At 52.9% G+C, this 15,079-nt stretch carries 17 protein-coding genes; all 17 read left to right on the top strand.

Features of this window, described 5'->3' with window-relative positions:
* The first annotated feature begins 608 nt into the window (after positions 1-608).
* Positions 609-1,034, top strand: a complete 426-nt coding sequence (locus AC4IE8_RS21270) for a hypothetical protein (protein WP_490791994.1) — start codon at positions 609-611, stop codon at positions 1,032-1,034.
* Positions 1,035-1,232: 198 nt separating this feature from the next.
* Entirely contained in the window at positions 1,233-1,709 is a 477-nt protein-coding gene (locus tag AC4IE8_RS21265; RefSeq protein WP_490791993.1) for a DsrE family protein, read from the top strand.
* 507 nt (positions 1,710-2,216) lie between these two features.
* The gene (gene flhF, locus AC4IE8_RS21260; RefSeq protein ID WP_068992515.1) at positions 2,217-3,503 is read left to right on the top strand and encodes a flagellar biosynthesis GTPase FlhF; all 1,287 of its coding nucleotides are present in this window, start codon (positions 2,217-2,219) and stop codon (positions 3,501-3,503) included.
* Positions 3,490-4,368, top strand: a complete 879-nt coding sequence (locus AC4IE8_RS21255; RefSeq protein ID WP_490791998.1) for a MinD/ParA family ATP-binding protein — start codon at positions 3,490-3,492, stop codon at positions 4,366-4,368. The genes flhF and AC4IE8_RS21255 overlap by 14 nt, the downstream gene beginning before the upstream one ends.
* A gap of 4 nt (positions 4,369-4,372) precedes the next feature.
* A complete protein-coding gene (locus tag AC4IE8_RS21250; protein ID WP_068992975.1) occupies positions 4,373-5,119 on the top strand; it encodes an RNA polymerase sigma factor FliA in 747 nt (248 codons plus the stop codon).
* Between the two features lie 76 nt (positions 5,120-5,195).
* A complete protein-coding gene (gene cheY, locus AC4IE8_RS21245) occupies positions 5,196-5,567 on the top strand; it encodes a chemotaxis response regulator CheY (RefSeq protein ID WP_479686389.1) in 372 nt (123 codons plus the stop codon).
* 26 nt (positions 5,568-5,593) lie between these two features.
* A complete protein-coding gene (locus tag AC4IE8_RS21240; RefSeq protein ID WP_068992971.1) occupies positions 5,594-6,328 on the top strand; it encodes a protein phosphatase CheZ in 735 nt (244 codons plus the stop codon).
* Between the two features lie 71 nt (positions 6,329-6,399).
* A complete protein-coding gene (locus AC4IE8_RS21235) occupies positions 6,400-8,745 on the top strand; it encodes a chemotaxis protein CheA (protein ID WP_490791992.1) in 2,346 nt (781 codons plus the stop codon).
* A 91-nt stretch (positions 8,746-8,836) separates the two neighbouring features.
* Positions 8,837-9,901 (top strand): protein-glutamate methylesterase/protein-glutamine glutaminase, encoded by a 1,065-nt coding sequence (locus AC4IE8_RS21230; protein ID WP_068992494.1) that lies wholly within the window; start codon positions 8,837-8,839, stop codon positions 9,899-9,901.
* Positions 9,898-10,644, top strand: coding sequence for a flagellar motor protein (locus AC4IE8_RS21225; protein WP_068992491.1), 747 nt, complete (start codon positions 9,898-9,900; stop codon positions 10,642-10,644). The genes AC4IE8_RS21230 and AC4IE8_RS21225 overlap by 4 nt, the downstream gene beginning before the upstream one ends.
* Before the next feature lie 45 nt (positions 10,645-10,689).
* Positions 10,690-11,547: a flagellar motor protein MotD gene (gene motD / locus AC4IE8_RS21220; protein WP_068992488.1), complete on the top strand. Its 858-nt coding sequence runs from the start codon at positions 10,690-10,692 to the stop codon at positions 11,545-11,547.
* Positions 11,544-12,344 (top strand): ParA family protein, encoded by an 801-nt coding sequence (locus AC4IE8_RS21215; RefSeq protein WP_068992485.1) that lies wholly within the window; start codon positions 11,544-11,546, stop codon positions 12,342-12,344. Before motD ends, AC4IE8_RS21215 begins: the two co-directional genes overlap by 4 nt.
* On the top strand, positions 12,341-13,015 hold the full coding sequence (locus tag AC4IE8_RS21210) for a chemotaxis protein CheW (protein ID WP_490791991.1): 675 nt from the start codon (positions 12,341-12,343) through the stop codon (positions 13,013-13,015). Before AC4IE8_RS21215 ends, AC4IE8_RS21210 begins: the two co-directional genes overlap by 4 nt.
* 120 nt (positions 13,016-13,135) lie before the next feature.
* On the top strand, positions 13,136-13,615 hold the full coding sequence (locus AC4IE8_RS21205) for a chemotaxis protein CheW (RefSeq protein ID WP_068992479.1): 480 nt from the start codon (positions 13,136-13,138) through the stop codon (positions 13,613-13,615).
* Between the two features lie 132 nt (positions 13,616-13,747).
* Positions 13,748-13,921, top strand: coding sequence for a hypothetical protein (locus tag AC4IE8_RS21200; protein WP_490791990.1), 174 nt, complete (start codon positions 13,748-13,750; stop codon positions 13,919-13,921).
* Between the two features lie 216 nt (positions 13,922-14,137).
* Entirely contained in the window at positions 14,138-14,542 is a 405-nt protein-coding gene (locus tag AC4IE8_RS21195) for a DUF2802 domain-containing protein (protein ID WP_083226100.1), read from the top strand.
* On the top strand, positions 14,539-15,069 hold the full coding sequence (gene mobB / locus AC4IE8_RS21190; RefSeq protein ID WP_068992476.1) for a molybdopterin-guanine dinucleotide biosynthesis protein MobB: 531 nt from the start codon (positions 14,539-14,541) through the stop codon (positions 15,067-15,069). The genes AC4IE8_RS21195 and mobB overlap by 4 nt, the downstream gene beginning before the upstream one ends.
* Positions 15,070-15,079: the final 10 nt, after the last annotated feature.

The raw sequence follows: 15,079 nt of genomic DNA, 5'->3' as shown, positions 1-15,079 counted from the left end.
GTATATTATTGGATACTATAGCCAATTCAGGCCACATACTCACAATGATGGATTGGCACCTAGGGTAGTTGAGCAACAGTACTGGAATGCACAGAAAACCGTGGCCAAAAATACTTGACCACTACATACATGTGAAACTTGTTCAAGGATAAATGTCATATTATTTAAGCACACTTTAAAAGTTTCGCGTATGCGGTTTTTTTAAACAATAGCAATAAATATCATCGGTTCTGGTCTTGTAATTATTTGGATTATCTGAGAATCTCACGCCAGAAAAATTAGGAACGCCATTCCTGGAGGGATACCGTGATACGTTTAAATCAAACTCCAGAGATCGTGGAGTTACTGCTAAGAATCTATTTTTCTGCTTCAGTCAAAAACTATCGCGAGAGCCACTGTGAAAGACTACTCAGTCGATCGCTGTCAGGCTTCCATTCTCAGATTGAAAGTCTCTGCACAAAGAATGATCAAACCTATTAGGAGTAACTGGAATTTTACAGTATCCGTGTTCGATCATAGGCTTGAGTAGTGATGATCTGATCTTTTAATCAACAATCAATCACCAATAAAAAAACATACTGCAACTCTTGGCGGGTGTCCGATCCGTTATGGAATGGATCTTGTGGTTATTGAAGTTGGTTCGCAATGCAATACGAATTTATAAATATTTAGTTCAGGGAACAATCAAGATGAAGGATATTCGTAGAATTCATAAGCTGGCTACACTGTTTCAAGTGTCGGTCGTCCTGCTCTCATGCATGCTCTCACTAATGGGGGTAGTGGTTAGTCATCCGCTTGTACATTATGCCGAATATGCGGTGCTGGCAGGAGTGGTTTCAATCCCGCTCACCTCATTGGTCATGGGGATCACGGTTTTTTTCTCCCATAACACTCTATCAAATTATGTTGATGAAAAGGCAGGGCAGGGGATGAAGCGGTTTTCATGGAGGCGTTCTCTTCGGCAGATACGCCAGCTGGTCGGCAGACCGAGTGTTGTGACGTCCAAACCTTGCCGTAAAAAGCCGGCTTATTGATCTTGGCGGCGGTCAGGAGGGGGGCAAACCGAGTTGGCTGTAACTGATCTGTGGGAGCGGCAATGTCAAAGTAAGATGTATAAGTGATTAAGGGGTTGACTGAAATGAACATTCATTTTATGTTTGTCGCTCTTCTAAACTATCCGCTTGGTGGCTGAATTGATCTCTCTTCGAACTCGCGCCCGCGCTTGGGCAGAAATGTTGTTTGCTTCACTGTTGTTGTTCACTGCTATGGCTCAGGCAGAGCAGGTAATCGATGACTCAGCTGCACTCAATGGGGTGAAATCGACCAAAAGTGTGTTTCTCATCGACTTTACCAACCCACGTAAGACGGCGTTCTATCTCGATATCATCCGAGGCACCCATGAAGGCCTTGTAAAACAGGGCGTTACACCGAATATGGTACTGGTGTTCATCGGTGAGACCGTGCGCTATCTCTCCACCAAGCCTGACGACACCCTGGAGATGGAGTTCGGCGAAGACCTCAAATCCATTGCCGAAACCGCCAAAATCCTTAAACAGAAGGGGGTGCGCATGGAAGTGTGCGCCATTGCGAACCGTGTCTTCAAGGTTGAGAATGAGACTGTCTTACCTCAGATGGAGGTGGTGGGAGACGGATTTATCTCCCTCATCGGCTGGCAGACACAAGGTCACAAACTGGTGCCGATCTTCTGATTGGCCGCCTTACCGGATTTTTCATCCGCCTGTTGCCGGCCAGTTCCACTCTGGTCGGGATGGCAGGCGCTCGTCGTTGTTCGAATCATCAATCTCTTTGTGATTGGTATCCGCATCGAAACCCGCTTGTTCCACGTCCATTTCTGTTGAGTACCGGCTCTAATTACAGACTCCTTGTTCGACTGAATTCTCTCTGCCGAAACCTTGGCGCTGCCCTCTGTAAGGAGTCAATACCCTGGCGTGCCGGGGCCTTGACTGATCCGCTGGCAAATCAGGTCATTTCTTCCAAGTTATTGTAAAATGGATAATATTCCTGATCCCAAAACCCCATGTCACGATTGGAATGGTTGTTGCATATGATCATTAGGAGCCGTGTGTGGGGAGAGTTTGACGGGTTACTGCCGGCTCAATTTTAGCTAACCCGGAACTAATTGCTGCGATGTTTTTTAGCTAAGCAGATTAACAGGCACAAGCCCGAAGTCGGGTGACTGCCGGGGATTACGGATTATGAAAATAAGACGTTTTTTCGCCTCTGACATGAGACAGGCCTTACGTCAGGTTCGAGAAGCTTTGGGCGCTGATGCAGTGATCCTCTCAAACAAGGGTGTGGAAGGGGGTGTCGAGCTGGTGGCTGCGGTGGATTACGATGAATCCGCCTTCAACAGTACCCAGCCAACCGCTATCGAGACCGAAGAATCCACCACCCAATCCCAGCCTGCTGTAAGCAGAAACTTTGCAACCGCCGCCTATACGGATATCGAAGAGAAAATCAAACCTGAGACTGATCGCGCCAAGCCAAAGGCTGACTACGATCCGGAGCCTCCCCTGGAGAGACCTCGGGTTGAGTGGAGTCAGGACCCGGTGTTACGGGAGATGCGTCAGGAGATGCAGGCGCTGCGGCGAATGATGGAGAACGAGCTTTCCGAGTTGACCTGGCGTGATCTCGGCCATCGTCGTCCCCAGACTCAGGAGTTGATCCGACAGTTGATGGGCCTGGGGCTGGATGCGGCCCATTGTCGTGAACTGGCCTATCGGGCCGAAGATGCCGAATCCCCTGAACAAGCCTGGCTTCAGGCACTGAATCACCTGCGCCGTGAGTTGTCGGTGGAGAGCAATGACCTGCTGAATGCCGGTGGGGTATTGGCCCTGGTCGGACCCACCGGTGTGGGCAAAACCACCACCATCGCCAAGTTGGCCGCCAAATTCTGTCTGCGTCACGGTAATCGTCACCTCGCCCTGATTTCTGCCGACAGCTATCGAATCGGCGCCCAGGAGCAACTACAGAATTATGGCCAGATTCTCGATGTGCCGGTTCGCAGTGCCTCGACAGCTGAAGAGCTGAGCAGTGCACTGCACGCTTTCTCCGAAAAACGGCTGGTGCTGATCGATACCGCCGGCATGGGGCAACGGGATCTGAAACTGACTGAGCGACTCGGCCTGCTGAAGCAGGGCAATCATCCGGTCAAGGCACTGCTTACACTTTCGGCAACCACCCAACGCAGTGCATTGAGTCACGCGATACGCTCATTCGGCGCTATCTCCCCGATTGGCGCGATTCTGACCAAAATGGATGAAGCCGCTTCACTGGGTGGCGTAGTCTCCGCACTACTGGAGTCCCGGTTGCCTTTGGCATTCACCACGGATGGTCAGCGGGTTCCTGAAGATATTCAGGTTGCCCGGGCGGAGATTTTAATTCGGCAGGCTGTTGAAATGACGCAACAGACAGAGCATCAACCCGATGAGGAGTATCTGGCTATGGCCTTCGGAGGAACGAGTGAACATGCAAATGTCTGAACAGATCGAAGACCAGGCTACCGGACTGCGCAGAATGGTGAATCCAGAACCCGTCAGAGTGATCGCCGTCACCGGAGGTAAAGGTGGGGTAGGCAAGACCAATATCTCCGCCAATCTCGGTGTGGCCTTGCAAGAACTCGGGCGAAGGGTCATGCTACTGGATGCGGATATGGGGCTCGCCAATCTGGATGTGGTACTCGGATTACATGCTGAACACAATCTCTCCCACGTGATGCGGGGGGAGTCTTCACTGGAAGATATCATTGTTACCGGACCGAAAGGCATGAAAGTCGTGCCCGGGGCGTCCGGTATGCAGCATATGGCTGAAATGTCGCGTGCTGAAAACGCCGGTTTGATCCATGCGTTCAGCGAGGTGGCCAACGATGTGGATGTGCTGCTGATCGATACGGCAGCCGGCATCTCCGATCTGGTGATCAGCTTCAGCCGGGCCGCTCAGGAGCAGATTGTGGTGGTGTGTGACGAACCGGCCTCGATCACCGATGCCTATGCGATTATCAAGTTGTTAAATCGTGAGCATGGCATCAGTCGATTTCGTATACTGGCGAATATGGTGAAGAGCGTCCAGGAGGGCAGGGACCTATACAATAAGATGTGTCGGGTCACCGATCAGTACCTTGATGTTATGCTCAGCTACATGGGGAGTATTCCTTTTGATGAGCAGCTCAGAAAGGCGGTAAAGAGCCAAAAACCGGTTGTCGAGGCTTTTCCTCGCTCCAGAGTAGCGCAGGCGTTCAAGAATTTAGCTAAAAAGGCCGATAACTGGCCTGTACCAACCGGAGTCAGTGGGGATCTGCAGTTTTTTGTCGAACGCCTGATCCAATTTTCAAGCCAATATGGGGAGTAAGACGGTGAACGGTTTAGCGACATACACCGCCGTGCAAAAACAGCAGAGCTACAATGATCTGGTTGATCAGCATGCAGGACTGGTAAAGAGGATTGCCTATCATCTGATGAATCGGCTGCCACCCAATGTTCAGTCTGATGACCTGATCCAGGCCGGTATGTTGGGCCTGCTTGAGGCGAGTAAGAATTATGATCCCACTCAGGGCGCCAGCTTCGAAACCTATGCGGGTATCCGCATTCGTGGCGCCATGCTGGATGAGATCAGACGCAGCGACTGGACACCTCGATCCGTGCATCGCAAGGCACGCATGGTGGCGGAAGCGATGCGTGAGATCGAAAACCACGAAGGCCGGGATGCCCGGGATGTTGAAGTGGCGAAGGCGCTGGATATGAGTCTGGAGGATTATCACCAGATTCTCCAGGATTCGACCGGCTGCCGGATCTTCAGTTTGGATGAACTGACCGCTGTCAGTGACGGTTTTCCGGCTACCCGGGAAGGCCCGATGGACAGTCCGTTCGATGGCCTGCAGAAGGATGCGTTCAAGAAGGCGCTGGCAGAGGCGATTGCAAGCCTGCCGGAGCGGGAGCGATTGGTAATCGCGATGTATTACGATGATGAAATGAATCTTCGTGAAATCGGCCATGTGCTGGGTGTCAGTGAATCCAGAGTCTGTCAGATACACAGTCAGGCAACTCTGCGTCTGCGTTCACGTTTGACGGACTGGCTTTCATTGGTACGTGACGAAGAGTAGTAATTGGTTGGCCTGTGTGTGCCGAGACTGGAAACCACCGGTGATATGCAGGAGGGAGTGAGCATTGGATAAAAACATGAAGATCCTGATTGTGGACGATTTCTCCACCATGAGGCGTATTATCAAAAATTTGCTACGCGATCTGGGTTTCAACAATACCCAGGAGGCAGATGACGGTCTGACGGCGCTGCCGATGCTGCAGAGCGGTAATTTCGATTTTCTGGTCTCCGACTGGAATATGCCCGGGATGACCGGCATCGATCTGTTGAAAGCCGTGCGGGCAGACGAAAAACTTGCCGGTCTGCCGGTTTTGATGGTGACCGCCGAATCAAAACGTGAGCAGATCATCGAAGCGGCTCAAGCCGGCGTCAATGGTTACGTCGTCAAACCCTTCACCGCTACGACCCTTGAAGAGAAGATCAACAAGATCTTTGAACGTGTGGGTTGAGCTTCTATCGCCTGGAGTTTATCAATATGGGGCACAATCAGGATAACCAGCAGCGGTTAGAGACGGCAAGAGCATTGGTAGCCAGCCTGGAATCGGGCGATCAAGAAGAGTCTGAAAGACTGATTGCTTCTTTAACATCCCCCGCAAGTAACGATCAGTTATTCCTCGAAGTCGGTCGCTTGACCCGTGAACTGCATGATGCAATCAACGGCTTTTTACTCGATGCAAAAATCAGTGACATGACAACGGTGGAAATACCGGATGCCAAGGAGCGACTGACCTACGTCATAACCATGACCGAGCAGTCGGCGGATCGCACCCTCACCGCAGTGGAAAAGAGCATGCCGTTGATCGAGGGAATCGAGAAGCAGTCCACTGAGCTTTCGGAGCAGTGGGAGCGACTGCGTTCCCGCATGTTGGATAAAGAAGAGTTCGTGGATTTGAGTCGCGACCTGTCTCAGTATCTGCTCAAGTCAAAGGAGGATGCGGCAGAGTTGCACAAAAACCTGTCCGATGTGCTGATGGCACAGGATTTTCAGGACCTCACCGGTCAGATTATCCGCAAGGTAATCACTCTGGTACATGATGTGGAAGAGAAGTTAGTCATGTTGGTCCGTATTACCGGCAACAAGCTTGAAGACGATTCTGGCAAGAAAGAGAAGGAAGAATTGGCTGGCCCGGCAATTCCTGGACTCGATCAAGGCGATCAAGTGACCAGTCAGGATGACGTGGATGACCTGCTCTCAAGTCTTGGATTTTAGTTATTCGAGTTCAGACCGATATATCAGTCAATAAGAATGGCAATATTCGGCAGTGTTACCGGGAGTGATAGATGAGCATCGATGTCAACGACGAAATCCTTCAGGATTTTCTGGTTGAAGCGGGTGAAATTCTCGAATTGCTCAGTGAGCAATTGGTCGATCTGGAGCAACAACCGGATGATTTTGATCTGCTCAATGCGGTATTTCGTGGTTTCCATACCATTAAAGGTGGCGCCGGATTTCTGACCATAGAACCTCTGGTCGAGGTTTGTCATCGTGCCGAGGATGTGTTCAATGTGCTGCGCCAAGGGCAGCGCAGCGTCGGCCCCGATCTGATGGATTCCGTGCTGGAGGTGCTCGACGTCGTCAATGTCATGTTCGATGAGGTCCGCCAGGGCGTCATGCCGGATCATGCCGATCCAGGCCTGATTCAGAGGCTCAATCAATACGCTGTGCCGGAAGGAGAGGAAGAGGAAGCCGAGGAGCCGCAGGAAGAGGTCGTCGAAGAGACAGTCGAAGAGGCGGAAGCGGAAGTCGCCGTCAACACTGAGGATAGCGCTGAAGCCCAGGATGAGTTGAGCGAGAATGAGTTTGAAGAGCTGCTGGATGCGATCCAGGAGCCTGAACCCAAAGCCGCGGACAGTGATGAAATCTCCGAAGATGAGTTCGAATCACTTCTGGACGAGTTACACGGAAAAGGCCAGTTCACCGGTAAGCCTGCTCAGGAGCAGGAGACACCGAAAGCGACGAAAGCCGCTTCCGATGATATCTCGGAAGATGAGTTTGAGGATATTCTCGACCAGATCCATGGCAAAGGAAAATTCGATCCTGGCAAATTGCCTGATAAACCTGCCGAGGCCAAACAAAAGCCGGCAATCCCAAAGAAATCCAGCGCCCCGGCCGGTGATGAGATCACTGAGGATGAGTTCGAGGATCTACTCGATCAGATTCATGGCCAAGGAAAATTCGATCCAAACAAGCTGAGTCAGGAGAGTGCTGACAAGCCGAAGGCTGAAGCGGCCAAAAAACCGGCTGCCAAGAAGAAAGCCGTGGCCAAGAAGAAGGCGGCGCCAGCAAAAAAGGCGAAAGCCGAGCCAGCGGCGAAACCTGCAGCCAAACCAGCCAAACCAGCCAAACCAGCCAAACCAGCCAAACCAGCCAAACCAGCCAAACCAGCCAAACCAGCCAAACCAGCCAAACCAGCGGCCAAGGGGGGCAAGCCTGCTGCTGCAAACAAGCCTCCGGCCGAGACTACCGTTCGAGTCGATACACAGCGCCTGGACGATATCATGAACATGGTGGGTGAGCTGGTGCTGGTAAGAAATCGCCTGGCAACACTGAAGGCGACCCTGAATGATGAAGAGGTCTCGAATGCGGTTGGCAATCTGGATGTTGTAACCTCCGATCTGCAGCTTGCGGTGATGAAGACCCGCATGCAACCGATCAAAAAGGTTTTCGGTCGATTTCCCAGGGTGGTGCGTGATCTGGCCCGCAGCCTGAAAAAAGAGATTGATCTCGAGATGCAGGGTGAGGATACGGATCTCGATAAGAACCTTGTCGAGGCGCTTGCCGATCCGCTGGTGCATCTGGTGCGAAATTCTGTCGATCACGGCATCGAGCAGCCGGAGGACCGGGAAGAGAAAGGCAAGCCGAGACGTGGCACCGTGGTCCTTTCGGCGGCCCAGGAAGGTGATCATATCCTGCTCTCGATCGCCGATGACGGTAAAGGCATGGATCCTGATGTGCTCCGCCAAAAAGCCGTGGAGAAGGGCATGATGGATGCCGAAGCAGCGGCCAGACTCGATGATAAAGAGTGTTTCAATCTGATCTTTGCGCCGGGATTCTCAACCAAAACCGAGATATCCGATGTCTCCGGTCGAGGCGTCGGCATGGATGTTGTGAAAACCCGAATCGCCCAGATGAACGGCTCGGTGGAGATCGATTCCGAATGGGGGCAGGGCAGTATCATTATCATCAAGTTGCCGTTGACATTGGCGATTCTGCCTACCCTGATGGTGCTGTTGAATGATCAACCCTTTGCCCTGCCGCTGGCCAGTGTGGTGGAGATCTTCAATCTGGATCTGAAGCGGACCAATGTGGTGGATGGACAGTTGACGATCATGGTGCGGGAGCGTGCCCTGCCGTTGTTCTATCTGCGCAACTGGCTGAGACCGAACAACCCATTGGTCAATGAGGAGAAGGGCAGTGGTCATGTGGTGATCGTGAACGTGGGTAATATTCAAGTAGGTTTGGTGGTCGATCATCTGATCGGTCAGGAAGAGGTGGTGATCAAACCCCTGGGGGCACTGCTGCAAGGCCTGGAAGGTATGGCGGGTGCCACCATAACCGGCGACGGTAAGATCGCTCTGATCATGGATGTGCCTGGTCTGATGCGAAAATATGTTAAGAAGTTTTAACGAACCGGTCATTGACGGTCTGGTGCATTCTTTCGGCAAGGTTTGGCTTGCAGTCCGTCTCTAAGACTAAGGTCAACTTTGAAGAGGGACTATGGGCGCCAAAGTGCGAGTACTGATTGTCGATGACTCAGCCTTTTTTCGTAATCGTGTAGCGGCTGCACTGCAATCTGCACAGGATATGGAAATCATTGGCTTTGCAGCCAATGGTGATGAGGCGATCCGGCAAACAAAAAGCCTCAAGCCCGACGTGGTGACCATGGATGTGGAGATGCCGGTGATCGATGGGATCACCGCCGTTCGCAGAATCATGGCTGAGACACCAACCAGAATCCTGATGTTTTCAGCAGTTACCACCGAGGGTGCCAAAGAGACCCTCGAAGCGCTGGATGCGGGGGCGATGGACTTTCTGCCCAAAGAGATGAGCAATCCGGTAGCCGGGGCCGAAGAGACTTCCAAGGCGCTGCTGGAGCGGGTTCGGGATTTGGCAAAATCTCCCCTGACCCTGTCGCGAGCCAGTGTCAAAGAGTACCTGACTCCATCACCCTCTCGCGTTGCCGGCGTGGGTCAGGCGGCACCGACATTCTCAAGCAGTCCGGAAATGGTGGCGATTGGTGCGTCTACCGGTGGACCGGTAGCACTGCGACAGGTATTGAGTGCCTTGCCGAGAAACTATCCTCTGCCGGTGGTCGCCGCGGTGCATATGCCGGGCAGTTTCACCCGGGCCTATGCGGAGCGTCTTGATGGCTCCTGTGCCATCAAGGTCAAAGAGGCGATGGATCGTGAAACGTTACAGCCGGGTGTGGCGCTGATTGCGCCAGGTGGAAAACAGACAACAGTGGTTCGTGGCGCTGTTGGATATCAGGTGCGGATCTCCAATCCGTTGCCGGGCGAGATCTACCACCCCAGTGTCGATCAGATGCTGGCTTCGGTGGCGGAAAGCTACCGGGGTAAAGCGCTTGCACTGATCCTGACCGGTATGGGATCAGATGGTCTGGAGGGGGCGAAAAAGTTAAAGAGTTACGGCTCCTCCTTGTGGAGTCAGGATCAAAAGAGCTGTGTTGTTTATGGAATGCCACAGGCAGTCGAGAAGGCGGGTCTTTCTGACAAGGTATTGAGTATCGATGAGATTGGGCCACTTATGGCGAGAGTGAAATGAGAGTCGACTTTCTGAGCTTTATCGGTATCGTCGTCGCTTTTCTGGCGATTCTGGGCGGCAATTGGCTGGAGGGGGGACATATGGACTCCCTGGTCAATGGCCCGGCCATGGTGATCGTCATCGGCGGCACCATCGGTGCCATACTGCTGCAGACTCCGGTGCCGGTCTTCTGGCATGCCCTGCGTCTCTCCGGCCGGGTGTTTCTGCCGGCCAGACTTGATATGCCGACCACCATTGAAAAACTGGTGCAGTGGAGCAATATCGCTAGAAAAGAGGGTTTGCTGGGCCTGGAGACCATCGCAGACGAAGAGCCGGATCCGTTTATCCGCAAGGGGATGCAACTACTCGTCGATGGCAGTGAGCCGGATGCCTTGCGCTCGATCCTGGAGATGGAGGTGGATGCCAGTGAACAGTATGACATACAGGCTTCCAAGGTATTCGAAGGGATGGGCGGATACTCGCCTACAATTGGTATTATCGGCGCGGTCATGGGATTGATTCACGTGATGCAAAACCTGGCCGATCCCAGCAAGCTTGGCAGTGGTATCGCAACCGCCTTTGTCGCCACCATCTACGGTGTCGGCCTGGCCAATCTGTTTCTGCTGCCGATCGCCGCCAAGCTCAAGACCCAATCGGAAAATATCTCCAAGTTTCGGGAGATGGTCATCGAGGGTGTTATCGGTATTGCGGAAGGTGACAATCCCCGCAGTATTGAAACCAAGCTGAAGGGATTTCTGCAATGATCCTGTTTGGCTTTGAAAGGTACAACGATCATCTCAGAGGCCACTATGGCTAGAAGACGCAAACGTCAGGAAGAGCCTGCGAATCATGAGCGTTGGATTGTCTCCTACGCTGATTTCGTGACCCTGCTGTTTGCCTTTTTTGTGGTTATGTACTCTGTTTCATCGGTTAACGAAGGTAAATACCGGGTGTTGTCTCAGACCCTGACCCATGCCTTCCAGGAGTCTCAGCGCAGTCTCGATCCGATCCAGGTTGGTGAGCTCTCCCGCAGTCGGGGCGATACCCCCGGTCTGGGTGATGAGAGCGCCTTGATCCAGGGGGAGTTGCGTCAGGGCCCCGGTATCGAGAATGAACTGGGAATGGATACGGCTGTTGGCAAACAGGTGATCCCCGATCTGCCAAGCAATGAGACACAGCGGCTCAGTTTTCTGGCCGCCACCATCGAGGATATGCTGAGTGACTATGTCGACCAGGATCTGGTCGATGTGAGTTTCAGTGAAGATCGGGTGGTGGTGAACATGAAGGACAAAATGCTCTTCCCGAGTGCCAGCGCGCATCTCTCCAGAGCCGCGGTAAAAGCGCTTGGCGAAATCAGCCAGGTGTTGAAGACGGTGCCCAATCAGCTGCAGGTGGAGGGCAATACGGATAATCGCCCGATCAATACGGAAGAGTTTCCCTCCAACTGGGAGCTGTCAGCCGCTCGTGCAGCCAGTGTGGTGCATCTGATGACCCGCACCGGTATCAATCCTGGGCGCATGTCCGCTGTCGGATACGCAGAACATCGGCCGGTGGCAGAGAACAATACTCAGGAAGGGCGCGCGAAAAATCGTCGCGTCACACTGATCATTCTGGGTATGAACAAGCAGGCGGACCGGGTCATCGATCTGCCGGGAAGTGGCCGGTGAAAGTCTGGACGGTAGCCAATCAGAAAGGCGGTGTCGGCAAGACCACCACTACCGTATCCCTGGGTGGACTGTTGGCGCAGTGGGGACTGCGTACCCTGCTGGTCGATATCGATCCCCATGCCTCTCTGACCAGCTATTTCCGTTACGATCCGGATGGGCTGGAAGAGAGCGTCTACAGCCTGTTCAAAGGCGTGGCACAAAACCAGACAGTGGATCCCCTGAGTCTGATACACCCAACCGGTACCGAAGGCCTCGATCTGATGCCGGCGGAAATGGCTCTGGCAACACTGGATCGACAAGCCGGTAAGCTGGATGGCATGGGACTGGTCATTAAACAGGCGATGGGTCAGCTGCAGAATCGCTATGATCATGTGATCCTTGATTGCCCGCCGATCCTGGGTGTTTTGATGATCAATGCACTGGCGGCCTGTGATCATCTGATCATTCCGGTACAGACTGAGTTTCTCTCATTGAAGGGGCTTGAGCGGATGCTGCATACCCTCGATATGGTCACCAAATCGAGACGCGTACCACTGCCATACCATATTGTTCCGACCATGTACGATCAACGTACCCGCGCCTCCATCGACAGCCTCAAAGTGATGCGCGAGAGCTATCCGGATCATGTGTGGCACAGCCTGGTTCCTGTCGATACCCAGTTTCGGGAAGCCAGCAAGGCGGGGATACCCCCGGCGTTCTTCGCCCCACAGAGCCATGGCACCTTGGCCTACGGCAAACTGGTTGAAGAGCTGTTGAATGACCATGAGACGCTACCCCAGGCAGGAGCAGGTGGATGAGCTTGGGAAATGACAAAACCCGCAGCAAACCGGTTAGCGAAAAGGTCGAGGAACCGGATCATGCGTTGAAAAGCTATCTGGATACCCTGCTGCTCGAGATCGATACCATCCCGAGCGAAAGTGTGGCGGTTAAAGAGCCACCTCAGGTGGCCGATATCAAGGTGGAAGAGACCCGGATATCTGAGCCAAAGCTCGAGCAATCAACACAAACCCAACAGCAACAGGATTCTGCGCTTCCGGCGTGGGTGGAGAATGAGTTTCAAGTGCTGTTGTTCAAGGTAAACGGTATTACCATGGGGATTCCGCTGAATGCCATGAAAGGGATCCTCAACTACCATGGTGAAGCGAGTCAGTTACCTGGACAGCCGGCCTGGTCCATGGGAGTGATAGTCAATCGGGATGAAAAGGTGGTGGTCATCGACAGTGCACGATTACTGATGCCGGAAAGATTGACGGCCGAAACACAGATCGAACCGCAACAGCTGCTATTGATTGGTGAAGGGGACCGCGCGCTGGCGGTTGATACCATTTGCAATACGATGAATGTGGTAAAGGAAGATGTGCGTTGGCGTAATGGTATCCACAATAAACCCTGGTATGCGGGCATCATTGTCGAAGAGCTGAGTGTGTTGCTCGATGTGGATGGGGTGTTGCAACTGCTGGCGGCTTAAGTTGAAAGGCTAGGGTTTGGATGATGTTCGGTCATCGAATAAACGACAGTTGTGAAGCAGTCATCTGCTGCGCGCTAAAAACCAACAGATAAAAGTCTGCAAGCGATAGGGGTGTAGATAATGAGTGTAGATGACGACGATAGTGGCGGTGGCCCACTGATTCAATTTGTCACGTTCATCCTGATGGATGAGGTTTATGGCATTAACGTCATGCAGGTACAGGAAGTCTTGAGAGTGACGGAGATTGCACCTGTACCCGGGGCGCCAAGTTATGTCCTGGGTATCGTCAATCTGCGCGGCAATGTGGTGACGGTAATCGATACCCGAAAGCGGTTTGGGCTCCCTTCCGTGGAAGTCAGTGATAATAGCCGTATTGTTGTGATTGAATCTGAAAAGCAGGTTGTCGGCATACTGGTTGACGCCGTTGCCGAAGTTGTTGAACTGCGTGAAGATGAAATCGATGCAGCACCCAACGTGGGGACCGAAGAGAGTTCCCGATATATCCAGGGTGTGGCGACACAGGAAGGCCGGTTATTGATACTGGTGGATCTGAACAAGCTGCTGACGGATGAGGAGTGGCAGGAAATCAGCATGTACTGATCAACCTGAGGGTGCGGTCAGTCAGGATACAGCCGCACTCGGGGTCCCCGGGACATGCGTTGAGCTGAAAATTAACTAAACTATCTGGAACAGTAGTGAATTAATTTACTAGGTTCACACAGGGCAACTGATATGCCTGAAATTGGAGATCAAAACCCGCTTACCCCGCTCTATCCGGTTAAACCGAGCAAGCCTCCCATGCGTCGGGAACGCCCCAAACGCAAGGATGAGCAGACGAATCAGGAACGCAAGAAGCCTGACCAGGATAAAGACAATGGAAAGCCGCACATCGATGAGTATGCTTGAGAAACTTCTGAACAAGTCATAGGCTGGGATGTTAACGCCAAGCTAGACTGTATGTACGATGTGAAATATAGGTAAATGTGAGCTATTAGGTGCAATCCGCGCCCTGAATCGGTACATTTTCATCGACAGAGAACTATTCAGAGGATCTTTAATGGTCAAACCACTTCCCTCGATCCGCCCTGGTATTGAAAGCAGCGCAATACGCCAGGGTAGACTATGACCGGTAGCTCAAATCTCTTTTGGTTCGTTCTGCTTCCGCTGGCACTGTTACTGGTGGCATTTCTCAGTTACCTGTTCTTCATCGACCACAAGCGGAGGGAGCTGCAGGCGCAACAGAGCAGAGAGATTCAGACCCTCAAGCAGACCGTGGCGGCACTCTGTTCGAGCGCGGTTGGGGTCGACAGGCGGGTCAATCGTCTGGAGCGGCAGGGACGGGATCTGGAAGAGCGTCAGGAGAATATCGAACAGTCCAATCTGCAGGGTGATCCTCCCTATAGCGACGCCATCAGCATGGTGCGGGCCGGTGCCGGTCCTGATGAGCTGATTCAGGAGTTAGGCATCAGTCGGGATGCGGCCGATCTGATCATTATGATTCACGGTGCAAAGCGTGAAGATGCATGAGACAGTTCAGTAGTACACCACTGCTCGGATTTGCCGCCTACAGCGGTACGGGTAAGACCACGCTCCTGAGGCAGTTGATACCGCTGCTACGGGAATCCTCCATCAACCTGGGGGTGATCAAACATGCGCACCATGAAGTGGATGTCGATCAGCCGGGTAAGGACAGCTACGAACTGCGTAAGGCCGGCGCAGGGCGGGTTCTGCTGGCAACCTCAAAGCACTGGGCGTTGATGGTAGATGAGGCGAAAGCGAAAGAGCCGGAACTGCCTGTGCTGCTGGAGCGACTGGATTGCAGCAGCCTCGACCTGGTGTTGGTGGAAGGCTTCAGGCACCTGCAGTTCCCCAAGATAGAACTCCACCGTCCGGCACTTGGTAAACCGTTGCTGTTTACCGACGATCCTTCGGTGATCGCGATTGCCAGTGACGCACCCATAGAGCAGCCCTGTGAGCTACCCCAGCTCGATCTGAATAATCCGCAACAGATCGCGCAATTTGTCAAAGATTACTGTGAGGCACAAGACAAGTGACGATTGGCTT

Source organism: Candidatus Thiodiazotropha sp. AKAK2, assembly GCF_058244685.1.
The sequence above is the reverse complement of the archived record's forward strand: the minus strand, read 5'-3'. Positions and strand labels throughout refer to the sequence as shown.